This window comes from Rhodanobacter sp. UC4443_H10, from assembly GCF_052978325.1.
Map to the genome: position 1 here is coordinate 281,435 of NZ_CM129668.1, position 17,641 is coordinate 299,075.

General features: G+C 69.1%; 12 protein-coding genes. 9 read left to right on the plus strand and 3 right to left on the minus strand.

The window, feature by feature from the left end; all coding sequences use genetic code 11:
• Positions 1–62 precede the first annotated feature (62 nt).
• The 8 genes from ACVCMB_RS01235 (at position 63) to ACVCMB_RS01270 (ending at position 12,202) form a co-directional block, all read left to right on the plus strand.
• Complete coding sequence (locus ACVCMB_RS01235) at positions 63–1,334, plus strand: TolC family protein (RefSeq protein ID WP_447105935.1); 1,272 nt, start codon at positions 63–65, stop codon at positions 1,332–1,334.
• Positions 1,331–2,626 carry an efflux RND transporter periplasmic adaptor subunit gene (locus ACVCMB_RS01240; RefSeq protein ID WP_447105936.1) on the plus strand — a complete coding sequence of 432 codons (1,296 nt, stop codon included), beginning with the start codon at positions 1,331–1,333 and terminating at the stop codon, positions 2,624–2,626. The genes ACVCMB_RS01235 and ACVCMB_RS01240 overlap by 4 nt, the downstream gene beginning before the upstream one ends.
• Positions 2,623–5,787 carry an efflux RND transporter permease subunit gene (locus ACVCMB_RS01245; protein WP_447105937.1) on the plus strand — a complete coding sequence of 1,055 codons (3,165 nt, stop codon included), beginning with the start codon at positions 2,623–2,625 and terminating at the stop codon, positions 5,785–5,787. The genes ACVCMB_RS01240 and ACVCMB_RS01245 overlap by 4 nt, the downstream gene beginning before the upstream one ends.
• A 10-nt stretch (positions 5,788–5,797) precedes the next feature.
• Positions 5,798–6,013 (plus strand): GDCCVxC domain-containing (seleno)protein, encoded by a 216-nt coding sequence (locus ACVCMB_RS01250; RefSeq protein WP_447105938.1) that lies wholly within the window; start codon positions 5,798–5,800, stop codon positions 6,011–6,013.
• A gap of 81 nt (positions 6,014–6,094) precedes the next feature.
• On the plus strand, positions 6,095–6,484 hold the full coding sequence (locus tag ACVCMB_RS01255; RefSeq protein WP_447105939.1) for a hypothetical protein: 390 nt from the start codon (positions 6,095–6,097) through the stop codon (positions 6,482–6,484).
• 66 nt (positions 6,485–6,550) lie between these two features.
• Positions 6,551–7,798, plus strand: coding sequence for a TolC family protein (locus ACVCMB_RS01260; protein ID WP_447105940.1), 1,248 nt, complete (start codon positions 6,551–6,553; stop codon positions 7,796–7,798).
• On the plus strand, positions 7,795–9,045 hold the full coding sequence (locus ACVCMB_RS01265) for an efflux RND transporter periplasmic adaptor subunit (protein ID WP_447105941.1): 1,251 nt from the start codon (positions 7,795–7,797) through the stop codon (positions 9,043–9,045). Before ACVCMB_RS01260 ends, ACVCMB_RS01265 begins: the two co-directional genes overlap by 4 nt.
• A 10-nt stretch (positions 9,046–9,055) precedes the next feature.
• The gene (locus tag ACVCMB_RS01270; RefSeq protein ID WP_447105942.1) at positions 9,056–12,202 is read left to right on the plus strand and encodes an efflux RND transporter permease subunit; all 3,147 of its coding nucleotides are present in this window, start codon (positions 9,056–9,058) and stop codon (positions 12,200–12,202) included.
• A 109-nt stretch (positions 12,203–12,311) separates the two neighbouring features.
• Here the strand turns inward: ACVCMB_RS01270 and ACVCMB_RS01275 are convergent, their stop codons facing one another.
• Both ACVCMB_RS01275 and ACVCMB_RS01280 read right to left on the minus strand, forming a co-directional pair.
• Positions 12,312–13,382, minus strand: a complete 1,071-nt coding sequence (locus tag ACVCMB_RS01275) for an EamA family transporter (RefSeq protein ID WP_447105943.1) — start codon at positions 13,380–13,382, stop codon at positions 12,312–12,314.
• A 59-nt stretch (positions 13,383–13,441) separates the two neighbouring features.
• Positions 13,442–14,371 (minus strand): DMT family transporter, encoded by a 930-nt coding sequence (locus ACVCMB_RS01280; protein ID WP_395117639.1) that lies wholly within the window; start codon positions 14,369–14,371, stop codon positions 13,442–13,444.
• Between the two features lie 214 nt (positions 14,372–14,585).
• Here ACVCMB_RS01280 and ACVCMB_RS01285 point away from each other — a divergent pair, with 214 nt between their 5' ends.
• Positions 14,586–15,371: a DUF4349 domain-containing protein gene (locus ACVCMB_RS01285; protein WP_447105944.1), complete on the plus strand. Its 786-nt coding sequence runs from the start codon at positions 14,586–14,588 to the stop codon at positions 15,369–15,371.
• A 53-nt stretch (positions 15,372–15,424) separates the two neighbouring features.
• On the opposite strand, the gene ACVCMB_RS01290 is transcribed toward ACVCMB_RS01285, so the two are convergent.
• A complete protein-coding gene (locus tag ACVCMB_RS01290) occupies positions 15,425–17,548 on the minus strand; it encodes an AsmA family protein (RefSeq protein WP_447105945.1) in 2,124 nt (707 codons plus the stop codon).
• Between the last annotated feature and the right edge of the window lie 93 nt (positions 17,549–17,641).

Sequence of the window (17,641 nt, forward strand, 5' to 3'; positions counted from 1 at the left end):
ACCGACGTGGTGCCGTGCCCGCGTGGCGCGGCGCAAAGCTCAGATCGACGGAGTGTTCATCCATGTTGTCCATTCATTTCGCCCGGCACCCGATGGTGACGGGCCTGGCCGCGCTCCTGTGGGTGGCCGTGGCCGCGGCGGCGCAGGCCGCCGAACCGCCACTGACCCTGGAAGCGGCCGTTCGGCAAGGCCTGGCGCGAGCGCCGCAGCTTGAGGCGCGTGCCGCCGACATCTCGGCCACGCGCGAGGACGCGGCGCGTGCCGGCCAGCTGCCGGATCCCACGCTGACGTTCGGGCTTTCCAACTACCCGGTCACCAGCCCGGGCGCTTTCAGCCTGCGCTCGGACGAGATGACCGTGCGTACGGTCGGCGTGATGCAGGCCATTCCGTCGCGCACGGCGCGTCGCGCGGAGCGCGCCCTGGCCAGCGCGCGCATCGATTTGGCGCAGGCCGACAGCGTGGCCACCGCGCAAAGCGTGCGCGAGCGCATCGCCGATGCCTGGATAGACGTGTGGGCGGTCGAGCAGCAGCGTGCGTTGTTGGCTGACCTGCACGACGAGGCGGCGTTGGCTGCGCGGATCGCGCAGGCCCGCCTGCGCGGTGGTGAGGGCAGCGCGGTCGACGCGCTGGCAGCGCAGGCCGAGGTCGCCACACTCGACAATCGGTTGGAGGCGGTCGACGCCGATCTCGCGGCCGCACAGGCAGGCTTGCAGCGCTGGGTGGGAACGCCAACCCGCACGCTTGGTGCGGCGCAGGACTTCGGTCAATTGCCGGTGGATGCCGCTCGCCTGGCGTCCAGCATCGACCGGCAGGTGCCGTTGCAGGCGTGGGCTGCGCGCGAACAGGTGGCGCAAGCGGCGCTCGAGCGGGCGCGTGCGGCCAGGCACCCGGATTGGAGCGTGAGCGCCAGCTATGGCAAACGTGCGCCGGGCCTGTCGGACATGGTGATGCTGGAGGTGGGCGTCAGCCTGCCGCTGTTCACGCGCAACCGGCAGGACCGCGGTATCAGCGCCCGGCAGGCGCAATGGGACGCCGTGCAGGCCGATCACGAGGACGCGCGTCGTGCCCAGCGCGAGGCAGTGACGCGGGCGGTGGCTGCCTGGCAAGGCTGGGGGCGGCAGATCGTGCGCTATCGGCAAACCCTGCTGCCGCTGGCACGTGATCGTGCGAAAACCGCGCTGGCTGGTTACCGCGGCGGCGGTTCGCTGCAACCGTGGCTGGATGCGCGCCGCGCCGAGATCGAGCTGCGCCTGAGCTACGCCGATGCACTGGCCGCTCGCGCACGGTCGTGGGCTTCGCTTGCCTATCTGCTGCCTTCGGAGGTGACGCCATGAAGCGTCCTTGGGTCGTTTTTGCCGCCATCGTCGCGGCGATGGCATTGCTCGTCGCCGGCTATCTCGGCGGCCGTCGCCAGGCCGCTACCGTATCGACGCACCTGCCGGCGACCGCGCCGGACACGGCCGGCAAGGTGCTGTACTGGTACGACCCGATGGTGCCGGAGCAGCATTTCGACAAACCCGGGCTGTCGCCGATGGGCATGGAAATGGTGCCGAAGTATGCCGATGGCAGCGCGGCGGCAGGTACCGTGCGGATCGATCCGGCCACCGTGCAGAACCTGGGCGTGCGCACCGCGCCGGTCGAGCGCCGCGTCCTGTCGAGCGCGCTGCGCGTGCCCGGCACGGTGGCGTGGAACCCGCGCGAGGCCGCCACGGTCAGCGCCCGCGTCGATGCGGTGATCGGCAAGCTGCGGGTGCGCGCGCCGTACACGCAGGTGACGGCAGGCGAGCCGCTGGCCGACCTGCTGGCGCCGCAGTGGAGCAGCGCGCTGGCCGAGTACGACGCGCTGCAGGGCGCGCAGTCGGCCGACGCGAAGGCCTTGCGCGGCGCCGCACGCGAGCGCCTGCAGGTGCTGGGTCTGAACGCTGCGGACATCCGCGCGGCACATCGCGGCGCGGGTGCGGCGATCACGCTGCATGCGCCGCAGGCCGGCGTGGTCACTTCGCTGGAAGTACGGGAGGGGCAGCGGGTGAGTGCCGGGCAGACGCTGATGACGTTGAACAGCCTGGCCACGGTCTGGGTCGAAGCGGCGCTGCCGCAGGCGGTCGCCGGTGCGGTGCGCGCCGGCACGCCTGTCACCGTCACGGTCGATGCATTTCCCGGGCAGGTGTTTCACGGCAGCGTGGAGACCTTGCTGCCGGATGTCGACAACGCCACGCGCACCCAGCGCGCACGCATCGTGCTGGCCAATCCGGACGGACGGTTGAGCCCGGGCATGTTCGTCACCGTGCAACTGCATTCCGCCGATGGCAAGGCGGTGCCGGTGGTTCCGGACGACGCGCTGATCGCCACCGGCCGGCAGACGCGGGTGATCGTGGCTGAAGCGGACGGCCATTTTCGTCCGCTCGCGGTGCGCACCGGGCGTTCGGCCGATGGTTACACGGAGATCCTGGATGGCGTGCACGGCGGCGAGAAGGTCGTCGTGTCCGGCCAGTTCCTGATCGATTCGGAGGCCAGCCTGTCCGGCGCGCTGGAGCGCCTGGGCGATGGCCGGGGCGGGCCCGCAGCAGCTACCAGCGCCGCGGACCGCGCCATGTCCCATCCGATGCCGATGCGAGGCCATCCATGATCGCCGCGCTGATTCGTGTCGCGATCGCGAACCGCGTGGCCGTGTTGCTGGCCGCGCTGGTGCTGGCCGCGGCCGGCGTGTTCTCGGTCATGCGCACGCCGCTGGACGCGCTGCCGGACCTGTCCGATACCCAGGTGATCATCCGCACCAGCTGGGCCGGGCAGTCGCCGCAGGTGGTCGAGGACCAGGTCACCTATCCGCTGGCCACCACCATGCTGTCGGTGCCCGGCGCCCGGACGGTGCGCGCGTATTCGTTCTTCGGCGACTCCTACGTCTACGTGTTGTTCGACGACAGCACCGACCTGTACTGGGCCCGCTCGCGCGTGCTGGAGTACCTGAGCCAGGTGCGCAGCCAGCTGCCGGCCGGGGTCAACCCGTCGCTGGGCCCCGACGCCACCGGCCTGGGCTGGGTCTACGAATACGCGCTGGTCGACCGCACCGGCAGGCACGATCTCGGCGAGCTGCGCGCGCTGCAGGACTGGTTTTTGCGCTATCAGCTGAAGACCGTGCCCGACGTCGCCGAGGTGGCCAGCCTCGGCGGCATGGAGCGCGCCTGGCAGATCGTGCCGGACCCGCAGGCGCTGGCCGCGCGCGGCATCACGGTGGCGCAATTGGCGGATGCGGTGCGCGCGGCCAACGGTGCCAACGGTGGCTCGGTGATCGAGCAGGGCGAGGCCGAGTTGATGGTGCGCAGCGAAGGCTACCTGCGCAGCCGCGCGGACTTCGAGAACGTGCCGATCACTACCAGCGCGAACGGCGTGCCGGTGCTGCTGCGCGAGGTCGCCACGGTGCGGCGCGGGCCGAGTTTCCGGCGCGGCATCGCCGAACTGGATGGCCAGGGCGAAGTGGCCGGCGGCATCATCGTGCTGCGCTCGGGCAAGAACGCGAAGGCCGCGATCGGGGCGGTCAAGGCAAAGCTCGCCGAACTCAGGCGCAGCCTGCCGGCCGGCGTCGAGATCGTGCCGACCTACGATCGCTCGCAGCTGATCGACGCGGCGGTGAGCAACCTGTGGGGCAAGTTGTTCGAGGAATTCCTGGTGGTCGCGCTGGTGTGCGTGCTGTTCCTGGGCCATCTGCGCTCGGCGCTGGTCGCCGTGGTCAGCCTGCCGCTGGGTGTACTCGTCGCGTTCATCGCGCTGCACCTGCAGGGCGTGACGGCGAACCTGATGTCGCTCGGCGGCATCGCCATCGCGATCGGCGCGATGGTCGATGCAGCGGTGGTGATGATCGAGAACGCGCACAAGCATCTGGAACACTGGCGCGACGCGCACGACGGCGAGGAGCCGCAAGGTGCGGCGCGCTGGTCGCTGCTCGCCGACGCGGCGGCGGAGGTCGGGCCGGCGCTGTTCGTCAGCCTGCTGATCATCGCGCTGTCTTTCATCCCGGTGTTTGCGCTGCAGGGGCAGGAAGGCAAGCTGTTCAAGCCGCTGGCGTTCACCAAGACCTACGCGATGGCGGCGGCGGCCGGGCTGGCGGTGACCCTGGTGCCGGTGCTGATGGGTTACCTGATCCGCGGGCGCATTCGCCCGGAGCGCGCCAATCCGCTCAACCGCGGCCTGATCGCGCTGTACCGGCCGATCCTGGAAGCGGTGCTGCGCCATCCGAAAGCGACCCTGGCGCTGGCCGGGCTGTTGCTGCTCACCGCACTGCTGCCGCTCGGCCGGCTCGGCAGCGAATTCATGCCGGCGATGGACGAAGGCACGCTGCTGTACATGCCCACGGCGTTGCCGGGATTGTCCTCGGGCAAGGCTGCGCAACTGCTGCAGCTCACCGATCGCATGATCAAGACCGTGCCCGAGGTCGACCACGTGTTCGGCAAAGCTGGCCGTGCCGACACGGCCACCGATCCGGCGCCGATGGAAATGTTCGAAACCACCATCACGTTCAAGCCCAAGGACCAATGGCGACCGGGCATGACGATGGCGAAGATCAAGGCGGAACTGGACCAGGCGGTGCAGGTGCCGGGCCTGACCAACCTGTTCGTGCCGCCGCTGCGCAATCGCATCGACATGCTGGCCACCGGCATCAAGAGCCCGATCGGCATCAAGGTGCTCGGCAGCGATGTCGGCAGCTTGCAGAGGGTGGCCGACCGGATCGAGACGGTGGCGCGCGGCGTGCCCGGGGTGAGTTCGGCGATTGCCGAGCGCGCCGCCAACGGGCGTTATGTCGACGTGCGCATCCGGCGCGCCGATGCCGCACGTTACGGCCTGACCCAGCAGCAGGTGCAGCAGCTGGTTGCAACGGTGGTCGGCGGCGAACCGATCGATCAGGTCGTCGAGGGGCGCGAACGCTACCCGATCGTGTTGCGCTATCCACGGGCGGCGCGCGATTCGCTGGCCGCGCTGGCGAAGTTGCCGATCGTCGCGGCGAACGGCGCGCAGTTGATGCTGGGGCAGGTGGCCGACATCGAGGTGGCGGCCGGACCGTCGATGTTGAAAAGCGAGAACGGCCAGCTGGCGACTTACGTCTACGTCGACACCGCCGGCCGCGACCTCGGCGCGGTGGTAGCTGACTTGCAGCGCGCGGTGGCCAGCGAAGTCAAACTGCCGGCGGGCGTCACCGTGGCGTGGTCGGGTCAGTTCGAATATCTGGCGCAGGCGATGCGCCGACTGACCCTGGTGGTGCCGATCGTGCTGCTCATTGTGTTCGTGCTGATCTACGCGGTGTTCCGCCGGATGAGCGAGGCCGCGTTGATCATGGCCAGCGTGCCGCTGGCCCTGGTGGGCGGACTCTGGCTGATCTGGCTGCTTGGGCATGCGGTGTCGGTGGCGACCATGATCGGCTTTATCGCGCTGGCCGGTGTCGCCGCCGAATTCGGCGTGGTGATGCTGCTGTACCTGCGCCATGCGTGGGATCGCCAGTTGGCGGCCGATCCGGCGTCGGGTGTCGCCGAACTGGACGAGGCGATCCGCGAAGGCGCGGTGCAGCGCGTGCGGCCGAAGGCGATGACCGTCGCGGTGATCCTTGCCGGCCTGTTCCCGATCCTGCTCGGCCACGGCGCCGGCTCCGAAGTCATGCAGCGCATCGCCGCGCCCATGATCGGCGGCATGCTCACCGCGCCGCTGCTGTCCATGCTGGTCATCCCCGCCGCATTCCGCCTGCTGGTCCTGCGCCGGTTGCGTCGGGCCGGCCAGATGATCGCGCCGACGCAAGCGGAGTAGGGTGGATGCCATGACGACCGAACCCATCCTGCGCAGCACGCTGACTTGTCCGCATTGCGGCCACCAGGTCACCGAAACCATGCCGACCGACGCCTGCCAGTTCTTCTACGACTGTCCCGGCTGCGGCGAATTGTTGCAGCCCAAGCCGGGCGATTGTTGCGTGTTCTGTTCCTGGGGCAGCGTGCCGTGCCCGCCGGTCCAGCAGCAGAAGGGCTGCTGCGGTTGATCGCCGCGGCGAGCGGGCAGCCGGTGGTGCGTCGAATCGCCGGTTGCCTTCACGGTTCTTCCTGCGCATAGTGAGCGGGTCATGAGCGTCCTTCGCACCCTTCGCCGCTTGCCCCGTCGTCGCCCCGTCATGGTGCGCACGGTGCTGCTGCTCGCGTTGGCGATGGTGCTGTCGGCCTTGATGCCGAGGTGGATCACGCACGGCCATGACGGCGCGCACACGGCAGTACATGCGATCGCCGCCGATGCCGCTGCCGATCACCACCATGCCGATGGCGACGGCGAGCCGATGGTGCCGTTGCCGGACGGCTCGCACGTCCATGCACATTACCTGGCCGGCGCCGCGGCAACCCTGCCGCAAGTCGTCGTTGCACTGTGCGCACCGGTGCAGGCAGACGCCTGCGCGCCTCGGCAGGATGCTTCCGCACCCGACGGTTCGCTGACCCGCCTGCATCGCCCTCCCATCGTCTGACGGCAACGTCCCGACGGCCGCATCGCGGCCTGAACTCGTTGACTGTGCATTCGATGGGAGAACATCGTGTTTTCTTTACGCTGTCTGTGCCTCCTGCTGCTGGCGGGCGGTTTCGGTGCGCCTGCGGTGGCGGGCGAGACCCTTTCGCTGCCGCAAGCGGTAGCTCGTGCGCTTGCACACAACCCGGCCCTTCGCGCCGGCGACCGGACGGTCGTCGCCGCCGAACGGCAGGCGGACCTTGCCGGCCTGGCGCCGCCGTGGGTGGTCGGGGCGGATGTGGAAAACGTGGGCGGTACCGGATCGGTCGTCGGCGTCCGGGCGGCAGAAACCACGCTGCGGCTGGGTCGTGTCATCGAACGGGGCGGCAAGCGCGACGCGCGCCGGGCGGTGGGCGCCATCGACATCGAGCGGTCGCGCAATGCGCTGGATCAGACCCGCCTGGAACTGGCTACCGAGACCACCCGGCGTTTTGTCGAAGTGCTCGCCGACCAGGCGCGCAGCACCGTGGCGGCGCAGGATCTCGCCCTCGCGCACGAGCTGACCGCCACCGTGCGTCGCTGGGTGCAGGCGGGCCGCAGTCCGGAGTCGGATCTCGCCCTGATGCAGATTGCCGAGACGCGGGCCGACATCGAGGTGGAGCACGCGGCGCATGAACTGGCCGGTGCCCGGGTTTCGCTGGCCGCGCTGTGGAATACCGTCGAGCCCGATTTCGACACGGTGGCCGGCAACCTGTTCGAGCTGCCCGCTGTGCCGTCATATGACGTCATCGTTTCGCGCCTGCCCGACAACCCCGGCCTGCGCGGCCTGGCGCTGGACACACATGCGGCGCAAGCGCGTGAACGCGTAGCCGCCGCCAGTGCCAGGCCGGACGTCACATGGCACGTCGGCGTGCGGCGGCTATCGACGTTCAACGACACCGCGCTGATCGCCGGCATCTCGCTGCCGCTGGGCAGCGCCAAACGCTCGGCGCTGAGCGTGGCCCAGTCCGTGGCCGAGACCGAGGCGGCGGACGCGCGCGCGCAGGCGCAGCAGATGGACGTGCGCCAGCGGTTGTTCTCGACCTACCAGGAACTGGTGCACGCGCGCACCGCCTTCGAAGCGCACCGCGACCGCATGATCCCGAAGGCCGAGGCCGCGCTGGCGCTGACCCGCAAGGGCTTCGAGGCCGGGCGCTTCAGTTTCGTCGCGCTGTCGCAGGCCCAGCGCACGCTGCTCGAGCTGCGCAACGCGCAAATCGACGCCGCCGTCCGCTACCACACCTTGTTGACCGACATCGAGCGGATGACGGTCACTGCCGGAGTTCCGTCCCCATGAAAATCCTCTCTATCAATCGCGCCGCGCTGGCGCTGCTGATCCTCGCCCCGCTTGCCCTCGGCGCCTGCAGCGATCGCGCGGCGCAGGAACCGGCCGAAGGCGAACACGCGGCCGCTGAAGCCTTCGAGCGCGGCCCGCACAACGGCCGCCTGCTGCGCGACGGTCCGTTCGCGCTCGAAGTCACCGTGTACGAGACCGGCGTGCCGCCCGAGTTCCGCCTGTATGGCTACCGCGACGGCAAGCCGTTGCCGCCGGGCGCGCTGCAGCCGGTGGTCGAGATCAGACGTCTGGACGGCGAAACCACCCGCTTCACGTTCCGCCCGGAAGGCGACGCACTGGTCGCCAACGGCACGGTGGTCGAGCCGCACTCGTTCGACGTCAAGGTCAGTGCCACCCACGAAGGCAAGACGCACGCGTGGACCTACGCCTCGTATGAAGGGCGCGTCACGATTCCTGCGGCGATTGCCGCAGCGTCAGGGGTGAAAACCTCGGTGGTGGGCCCGGCCACGATCCGCGACGCACTGCCGCTGATGGGGCGCGTGGCGATCGACCGCAGTCGCCAGGCCCTGGTACGCGCCCGCTTCCCGGGCATCGTGCGAGCGGTGCCGGTGAACCTGGGCGATCGCGTGCGCCGCGGGCAGACGCTGGCCACGGTGGAAGGCAACGACAGCATGCGCCGCTACGCCGTCACCGCTCCGCTGGACGGCGTGGTGCTGGCGCGCAACACCAACGTCGGCGATGTCGCCGGCGAGGCACCGCTATTCGAGATTGCGGATCTGTCCTCGGTCTGGATCGAACTCCATGCGGTCGGGCGCGATGCCGATCGCCTGCGGCCGGGGCAGGCGGTGAGCGTGCGCCCGGCCAGCGGCGGCGAAGCGCTGGGCACCCGCATCGATACGCTGGTGCCGGTGACCCGGGCGGGCATGAGTGTGGTGGCCCGTGCGCGCATTCCCAACCCGGACGATGCCTGGCGCCCGGGCATGGCGGTGGTCGGCGAGGTTGTCGTCGCCGAGCGCGAAGTGCCGTTGGCGGTGAAGGTCTCGGGCCTGCAGCGCTTTCGCGACTTCACCGTGGTGTTCGCCCAGGTCGGCGACACCTACGAGGTGCGCATGCTGGAACTGGGCGATCGCGACGACAGCTCGGCCGAGGTGCTCGGCGGTCTCAAGCCCGGCACGGCCTACGTGAGCGAGCAGAGTTTCCTCATCCGCGCGGACATCGAGAAGTCCGGCGCCAGCCACGACCACTGAGGACGCCCGCATGCTTGAACGACTCGTACGCGCCGCGATCGCGCATCGCCTGCTGGTGCTCGTGCTGGCCCTGGGGCTGGGCGCGCTGGGCGTCTGGAACTATTCGAAGTTGCCGATCGACGCGGTGCCCGATATCACCAATGTCCAGGTGCAGATCAACACCGAGGCGCCCGGCTATTCGCCGCTGGAAGCGGAGCAGCGCCTGAGCTGGCCGATCGAGACGGCGCTGGCCGGCCTGCCGCGCCTGCAGCAGACGCGCTCGATCGCCCGTTACGGGTTGTCCCAGATCACCGCGGTGTTCGAGGACGGCACCGACGTGTATTTCGCGCGGCAGCAGGTGGCCGAGCGGCTGAAGGAGGTCGGCGCGCAACTGCCGGCGGGCATGCAGCCGACGCTGGGGCCGGTGACCACCGGCCTGGGCGAGATCTTCATGTACGTGGTCGAGGCCGACCCCGAGGCGCGGCGTGCCGACGGCGAGCCGTGGACGCCGACGGACCTGCGCACGCTGCAGGACTGGGTGATCCGGCCGCAGCTGCGCAACCTGGCCGGGGTGACCGAGGTCAACACGATCGGCGGCTTCGTGCGCCAGTTCCACGTCACCCCCGACCCGGCCCGGCTGGCCGCCTACGGGGTGAGCCTGGTCGACGTGCAGCAGGCGCTGGAACGCAACAACGCGAACGTCGGCGCCGGCTACATCGAGCGCTTCGGCGAGCAGTACCTGATCCGCGTGCCCGGGCAGATCACCGAACTCGACGGCCTGCGCGAGGTCGTGGTCAAGCGGCAGGACGGCGTGGTGCTGCGCGTGCGCGACGTGGCCGAGGTCGTCGAGGGCCAGGAGCTGCGTACCGGCGCGGCGACCGAGGACGGCCGCGAGGCCGTGCTGGGCACCGTGTTCATGCTGATCGGCGAGAACAGCCGCGTGGTGGCCCGGCGGGTCGCGGCCGAGCTGCAGGACATCAACCGAAGCCTGCCGGCCGGGGTCAGCGCGCGCGCGGTCTACGACCGCACGCAGCTGGTCGACCGGGCCATCGCCACGGTGCAGAAGAACCTGGTCGAAGGCGCGCTGCTGGTGATCGTGGTGCTGTTCCTGCTGCTGGGCAACCTGCGCGCGGCGCTGATTACCGCGGCGGTCATTCCGTTGACCATGCTGATGACGATCAGCGGCATGGTCGGCAACGGCATCTCCGGCAACCTGATGAGCCTGGGTGCGCTCGACTTCGGCCTGATCGTCGATGGCGCGGTGATCATCGTGGAGAACTGCCTGCGCCGCTTCGGCGAGGCGCAGCACCGCCTGGGCCGCCTGTTGCGCCGGGACGAGCGTTTCGCGCTGGCGGCGAGCGCCACGGTGGAGGTGATCAAGCCGAGCCTGTTCGGCCTGTTCATCATCGCCGCCGTGTACCTGCCGATCTTCAGCCTCTCGGGAGTCGAGGGAAAGATGTTCCACCCGATGGCGTTCACCGTGGTGATCGCGATCACCGCGGCGATGCTCCTGTCGCTGACCTTCGTGCCCGCCGCGGTGGCGATGTTCGTGAGCGGCCGCGTGGCCGAGAAGGAGAACCGGGTGATGCTCGCCTTGCGCCGCGCCTATGCGCCGCTGCTGGCGCGGGTGATTGCCTGGCGGGTGGCGGTGGTCGCCGCGGCGGCCGTGCTGGTGGTCGCCGCCGGGCTGCTGGCCGGCCGGCTCGGCGCCGAGTTCATCCCCGACCTGGACGAAGGCGACATCGCCCTGCATGCGCTGCGCATCCCCGGCACCGGCCTGACCCAGGCGATCGGCATGCAGGCGCAACTGGAAGCGCGCATCAAGCAGTTCCCCGAGGTCAGCCACGTGTTCGCCAAGATCGGCACGGCCGAGGTGGCGACCGACCCGATGCCGCCGTCGGTCGCCGATACCTTCATCATGATGAAGGATCGCAAGGACTGGCCCGATCCGCGCAAGCCCAGGGCCGAGCTGGTCCGCGAGCTGGACGCGGCGGTGCGCGCGATACCCGGCAACAACTACGAGTTCACCCAGCCGGTGCAGATGCGCATGAACGAGCTGATCGCCGGCGTGCGCGCGGAGGTGGCGATCAAGGTCTTCGGCGATGATCTCGACACGCTGGTGAAGCTGGGCGAACGGGTGGAGAAAGTCGCCGCCGGCGTGGCCGGCGCGGCCGACGTCAAGCAGGAACAGTCCACCGGCCTGCCGCTGCTCACGATCCGGCCCGACCGCGTCGCGCTGGCGCGCTACGGCCTGTCGGTCGCCGACGTGCAGGACACGGTGTCCATCGCGATGGGCGGCGGCACCGCCGGCCAGGTGTTCGAGGGCGACCGGCGCATCGACATCGTGGTGCGCCTGCCGGAGGCGCAGCGCAACCGGCTGGAGGCGCTGGGTGCCTTGCCGATACCGCTGCCGGCGCACGACGACCCGTCCGTCCCCGCCACCGTGCCGCTGGGCGAGGTGGCGCGCATCGAGCTGTCCACCGGGCCCAACCAGATCAGCCGCGAAAGCGGCAAACGCCGGGTGGTCATCACCGCCAACGTGCGCGACCGCGACCTGGGCTCGTTCGTGGAGGAGTTGCGCGACGCCGTGGCCGCCGAGGTCGTGCTGCCGCAGGGCTACTGGATCGACTACGGCGGCACCTTCGAGCAATTGATCTCGGCCGGCCGGCGCCTGCAGATCGTGGTGCCGGTCGTGCTGCTGCTGATCTTCGGCCTGTTGTTCATGGCGTTCGGCTCGGCGAAGGACGCCGCGGTGATCTTCAGCGGCGTGCCGCTGGCGCTGACCGGCGGCGTGCTCGCGCTGTGGCTGCGCGGCATCCCGTTCTCCATTTCCGCCGGCGTGGGTTTCATCGCGCTGTCGGGCGTGGCGGTGCTCAACGGCGTGGTGCTGGTGTCGTTCATCCGTCGCCTGCTCGACGAAGGCCGTGATCTGGACAGCGCCATCGTCGAAGGTGCGCTGACCCGCCTGCGGCCGGTGCTGATGACCGCGCTGGTGGCGTCGCTGGGCTTCGTGCCGATGGCGCTGAACGTGGGCACCGGCGCCGAAGTGCAGCGCCCGCTGGCCACGGTGGTGATCGGCGGCATCCTGTCCTCGACCTTGCTGACCCTGCTGGTGCTGCCGGCGCTGTACCGGTGGGTGCACGGGGGCAATGCGGGGCGTCGGGTATCGCCCAGCTGAGCGGCTGTTGGCCATTTGAGGAGATCGCGAACAGCCGCGTTCCTGGTCGCCATTCCCGCGAAAGCTCCTGTCGCCTTCGCGGGAATGGCGTCATCGGGGCGAGGTTCCTTCAGGCATGCCGATGGCGGTGGTGGATGTCCGGATAGTGCGGGTGGCTGTGCACCAGCGGTTCGTGCACGTGCGGGTGGGTGTGGGGCTCCTTGCCGTCCCACGGGAAGTCGTGGGCGTGCTGGTGGTGCTCGTCGTGGTAGTGGCGATGGCTGTGCGCCAGCGCCTCATGGGCGTGTTCGTGCGCATGCCGCTCGCTGACGTGCAGCCATACGCCGAGCACCATCAGCGCGCCGGCCAGCCAGAATACGAGCGGCGGGTGTTCGGCGATCAGCAACAGCGACAAGCCGGCACCGACGAACGGAGCGGTGGCGAAGTACGCGCCGGTGCGCGCCGTGCCCAGGCTGCGCAGGGCGAGCACGAACAGCACCAGGCTCAGGCCGTAGCCGACGAAGCCGAGCACTCCGGTGGCGAGCAGGGGCAGCACGGCAGGGAAGCGGTAGCCCATCATCAGCGCCAGGGTGAGCGTGATGATTCCGGCCACGCCGCCCTTGATCGCGGCGATCTGCACCGGATCGACGCCGGCGACGGGGCGTGTCAGGTTGTTGTCGATCGCCCAGCACAGGCATGCGCCGGCGATCGCCAGCGCGCCCCACGGAACCTCGCTGCCGGCCTGGCGCTGCCAGGACAGCAGCACGCTGCCGGCAACGATCGCCAGCATGCCCAGGAACACGCGCCGATCCACATTCTCGCGAAACACCACCCAGGCGAGCACGGCGGTCAGCACGCTTTCCAGGTTGAGCAACAGCGAGGCCGTGGACGCGGGCGTCTGCGCCAGCCCCAGCATCAGCAGGATCGGACCGAGCACGCCGCCGAACAGCACCGCGCCGGCGAGCCATGGCGCATCCCGTCGCGTCAGTGGTGCCTCAGCGGCGCGCTGGCGGCGCAGCTTGCGCAGCAGCAGCCATAGCGAAAGGCCCAGCCCCGAGCCGGCGTACAGCAGCCCGGCCAGCAGCAGCGGCGGCGTCGTGTCCAGCAGCAGCTTGGCCAGCGGCGTGCCGAGGCCGAACAAGGCTGCCGCGGCCAATGCCTGCAAGATGCCGCGGTGGTGCTGGTGGTTGGCGGTCGTCATGTGTTCGCCCCGATGAATCAACGCTGGCGCGCCGTGGCAGCGTAGTGCGCGAGGTTCGCTCAGTCGACCATGCTGTGGCTTTCGGTGGTGCCAAGCAGCTCCGGCTGGGTGGTGACGCGCTGCTTGCGATGCAGCAGCGGATGCACGAACACTGCAGCGAGGATCACCGCCACGCCGAGATAGAACCAGTGATCGAGTTCGTGCTGCTCGCCGAGCAGCACGATCGCCAGCACGATCGCGTAGACCGGTTCCAGGTTGGTCACCATCTGGGTGCCGAACGCCGTCATGTGGCGCAATGCCACCAGCGCCAGCGTGAACGGCAGCAGGGTGCAGCCGAACGCCAGCGCCAGCAGCAGCAGCGCGTCGTGCAGGCTCGGCAGCACGAACAGCGCGCCCTGGTGCGGCAGCAGCGGCGCCAGCAGGGTGAGGAACGCGGTACCGGTGCCCAGCTCGATGAAGGTCACCGTCAGCGGATCGCCCGATTCGACCATGCGCTTGTTGAGCGAGCCGAACAGCGCCACGAACAGCGCCGACAGCACGCCCACCGCGATGCCGATGCGCATGTCCACCGGCACGCCGCCGACCACCATCACCACGCCCGGCACTACCGCCACGCCGATCAGCAATTCGCGCGGATCGAATTTGCGCTTGGCGAGCCACGGCTCGATGAAGGCCAGGAACACCGGCCCCAGCGCGATGCAGGTGGCGCCCACCGAGGCATTGGACAGCTTGATCGCGGCATAGAAGGTCAGCCAGTGCAGCGACACCAGCACGCCGATGCCGGCATATGCGCCGATCAGCCGCCATGACATCGCCCGCAACTGGCGCCGCACCCGCGGCACCAGCAGCAGCGCACCGGTTACCAGCAGCATGCGCCACCACACCAGCGGCAGCGCCTGCAAGGTGATCAGCTTGCCCAGGATCGCGGTAAAGCCCCACAGCAACACGCAGAAATGAATCTGCAGACGAGCCTGATTGACGGGGTGCATGGACGTACGCGCAAGGGAAGTCGCGGCATTCTAGCGCCATGCCTGGCACGACTCGCGTGCCCGTGCAGGAGCGCACCCTGTGCACGATGCCTTTGGGTGTCGGGACGAAGCGCGGGGCGCCGCGGTACGGTGCGCTCGCGCTTCGACGCCACGTGGTTTGAGTTTGTCTGCCGCTGTGGCAGATTGACCCGACCTGACTGCCTTGGGGAATCGCATGTCCAGCTTCCACTCTGTCTGCATGGCGCTGTTGCTGCTGGGTGTGCTGCAGGCGATCTGCGGGTGCTCGAAGAAGCAGGAGGTCTCGCCAGCACCGGTCAGCGGAGAGCAGTCGAAGTCCGGGGCGATGCTGGCTTATGAGCACACGCTGCGAATCAAACTGCCGGAAGCGAAAATTGCCGATCGCCTGGCGGCGGCCCGGCAGGCTTGCGAGTCGGATCGATTCGGTGCCTGCAACGTTCTGCGCATTCGGCAGGATGAGCACTCGGCATCGCTGGTCGTGCGAATCGTGCCAGATGGCGTTGAGCCGATGGCGAAGCTGGCATCTCAAGACGGCACGGTCGGATACCGGCAGACCCGGGCCGAGGATCTCGCCGATGTGGTCACCGACAACCGGCGTCAGCGCGACTTGCTGGAAAAGCAAGCCCGACATCTGGCGGACCTCGCCGCGCGCAAGGACATGGCCGTTGCCGATCTGATCGCGCTCAGCCACGAGCAGGCCTCGGTGGAAAGCCAACTGCAATCGCTGCAGGCCGCTGGGGCAAATCAGCAGCGCCGGCTGGATACCAATCGGCTCGAACTGGAGTTCGACAGTAGCGATGCCCGCAGCGGGCGTATCGGTATCGGCTTTTCCGGCTTGCCCGACGAGGTGGCGGACGGCGTGGTCGATGCATTGGGGCTGCTCGGCTACGGCTTGCCCTTTCTGATTCTGGCCTTCCCGCTGGCGATGCTGTGGCGCCGGCTATGGCGCCGGTTCACCCGCTCCGGACGGCAGCTGCACTGAACGTTGCCGGTTGGCGGACGGTACGGTCGTGCGGTGAAACCGCCGACAGATGGTCATTTCCCGCTTGATTGAGTCTTCTGGCCCGAGCCACGCAGTTGCATCAGCACCGCGCGGCAGGTGTTCTCGCCGCTGTCCTCGTTTTCGTGGCTGGGTGCGATCAACGCGATCAGCGCGGCCGCCGGTGCGGCGACGGCGCCCAGGGCCACGGCGCCGGCGCCGCGCAGCAGCAGCGGACCCTTCTGCACGCCGACGTCGGGATGCTTGAGCGTGCCGCGCACGTACAGCGGCGAGCGCAGGGAGAGGATGCGCAGGCCCTTGGTGTGCGGTTTCACGTCGAGGTCGAGTTTCTCGCTGGCGAGATTCACCGTGCCATCCACCTTGATCAGCGCGTCGTCGGTGTCGAACACGAACAGGCGCATGTCGAACAGGCCGTTTTTCGCGACCATGTCGGTGGCGGCGCAGTTGATCTCCACCGTCTTGTCGCCGAACAGCTTGCCGATGATGATGTTGCCCACGTTGAGGCCGGCGGTTTCCAGCAGCGTCTTGCTGATCGCGCCGTCGTTCATCAGCAGCTTCAGCTCGCCGTCGGCGCTGCCGAGCAGGGCGGCGATGGAATTGCCTTCGGCGGTGAGGTTGGCGTCGCCGTTGATCTCGCCGAAGCTGGTGCGCATCGGCGAGAACTGCGGGAACAACTGTTTCAGCTTCAGGTGGCGCGCATGCAGCTCCAGCACGCCGGGCATCGGCGCGCGGCTGCCGTCGAGGGTGATGTTGCTGCGCACGGTGCCGCCGGCCACGCCGAAGGTCAGCGGGTCGAGGTAGAGCGCGCCGTTGCTCAGCACGAGGTGCGTGTGCAGCGAGTCGATCGGCAGCGCCTTGCCGTGCTCGATGCGGGTGGCACTGAAGTCCACGTCGGCGTCCATGGTTTGCCAGCGCCCGGTGCGGAACGGCGCTACCGGCAGCAGCTTGTCGGCCGGCTGCGAGCTGTCGGGACGGTCGACCCTGGCGGTGTCGGAGTCCGCGCCGATCAGTGGCGCCAGGTCGGCGAAGCGCAGCAGGTTCGAGTGCAGCTTGCCGCTCAGTTTCGGTCGTTCGCCGCCAGTGACGAACAACAGGTCGCCGGCGAGGTCGCTGCCACCGACGTGGCCGCGGAAGTCCTGGTAGTGATAGCGGCCGGAGCCCTCGCCCAGCCTGGCGCTCAGGTGGCCCTCGGTGGCGTAGGGCGGCGTATCGGGCAGGGTGATGCCGGTCAGCGGGTACAGCTTGGCCATGCTGCTGCCGGAGAACCACAGGCGCAGATCAAGCGCGCCCAGTTGCAGCGGATCGGTCAGCGTGCCGACCAGGGCGATGTGGCTGTCGCCGATGTGCACGTCGGCCTGCACCGGAAAGGGCCGGCTGGCGTCCTGCAACGCCAGCACGGCACCGGTCTTGCCTTCGCCGGTGAGCGCACCGCCCTGGTACGTGCCGCTGGCTTGCCAGGCGAACTGGTAGCTGGTCGCGCTGGCCGATTTGTCCCTGGGCACTTCCGGCGCCTTGGCGGCGGCCTTGCCGGTGGTCTTCTGCGCCTGCTTGCGGGCGTCGGCGCTCTGTTGCGCCACGATGTCGTCGTAGGGAATCGCCGCCTGCAACGGTTTCACGGCGACCTTGAGCCTGGTCTGCGTGACCGCGTCATCCAGCCGGATCACGCCGTGGTCGAAACCGACCGAGCCCACGTCCAGATGCCATGCCGACGGCCCGGATTTCTTCGGTGAATTGAAGTGCCAAGTGGCGCGGCCGTCCTTGTCGCGCTCCAGGTCGATGCTGGGGTTCACCAGTTGCACGCTGGGTACCTCGATGCGATGCATCAGCAGCGCCCACGGCGAGAGCCGGAAGCGCAGCGCATCCAGCTGCGCGAATGGCGTTTGCGCGGCCCAGTCGGGGTTGGCGATGCGGATGTCTCGCGCGGTGAACTCGGGCCACGGCATCCAGGCGGCGGGGCCGCTGCGGCTGCGGTCCCGGCGCCAGTCCAGCGTGAGGTCACCGTTGATGGAAAAGGGCCGGCCGATCGCCTGGCTGACCTTGTCGCCGATGAACGGCCGCAGCCGGTTCCAGTCGAACGTGGCGATCACGATCAGTGCCACCACGAGCAACGCCAGCACGACGCTGCCGATCACCACCAGTGACTGGGTGCCACGCTTCATGGGTTCGCTCCGCGGTCCGCGACCTGCGCACCGGGTTGGCGCATGCGCAGGTCATTCCACGGAAGTCATAACCAGGTCGATGACAAGGTTATG

Bases quoted from the DNA above. Each gene is read 5' to 3' on its own strand.
- ACVCMB_RS01235 (WP_447105935.1), top strand. From the start codon at position 63: ATGTTGTCCATTCATTTCGCCCGGCACCCGATGGTGACGGGCCTGGCC.
- ACVCMB_RS01240 (WP_447105936.1), top strand. From the start codon at position 1,331: ATGAAGCGTCCTTGGGTCGTTTTTGCCGCCATCGTCGCGGCGATGGCA.
- ACVCMB_RS01245 (WP_447105937.1), top strand. From the start codon at position 2,623: ATGATCGCCGCGCTGATTCGTGTCGCGATCGCGAACCGCGTGGCCGTG.
- ACVCMB_RS01250 (WP_447105938.1), top strand. From the start codon at position 5,798: ATGACGACCGAACCCATCCTGCGCAGCACGCTGACTTGTCCGCATTGC.
- ACVCMB_RS01255 (WP_447105939.1), top strand. From the start codon at position 6,095: ATGAGCGTCCTTCGCACCCTTCGCCGCTTGCCCCGTCGTCGCCCCGTC.
- ACVCMB_RS01265 (WP_447105941.1), top strand. From the start codon at position 7,795: ATGAAAATCCTCTCTATCAATCGCGCCGCGCTGGCGCTGCTGATCCTC.
- ACVCMB_RS01270 (WP_447105942.1), top strand. From the start codon at position 9,056: ATGCTTGAACGACTCGTACGCGCCGCGATCGCGCATCGCCTGCTGGTG.
- ACVCMB_RS01275 (WP_447105943.1), bottom strand. From the start codon at position 13,382: ATGACGACCGCCAACCACCAGCACCACCGCGGCATCTTGCAGGCATTG.
- ACVCMB_RS01280 (WP_395117639.1), bottom strand. From the start codon at position 14,371: ATGCACCCCGTCAATCAGGCTCGTCTGCAGATTCATTTCTGCGTGTTG.
- ACVCMB_RS01285 (WP_447105944.1), top strand. From the start codon at position 14,586: ATGTCCAGCTTCCACTCTGTCTGCATGGCGCTGTTGCTGCTGGGTGTG.
- ACVCMB_RS01290 (WP_447105945.1), bottom strand. From the start codon at position 17,548: ATGAAGCGTGGCACCCAGTCACTGGTGGTGATCGGCAGCGTCGTGCTG.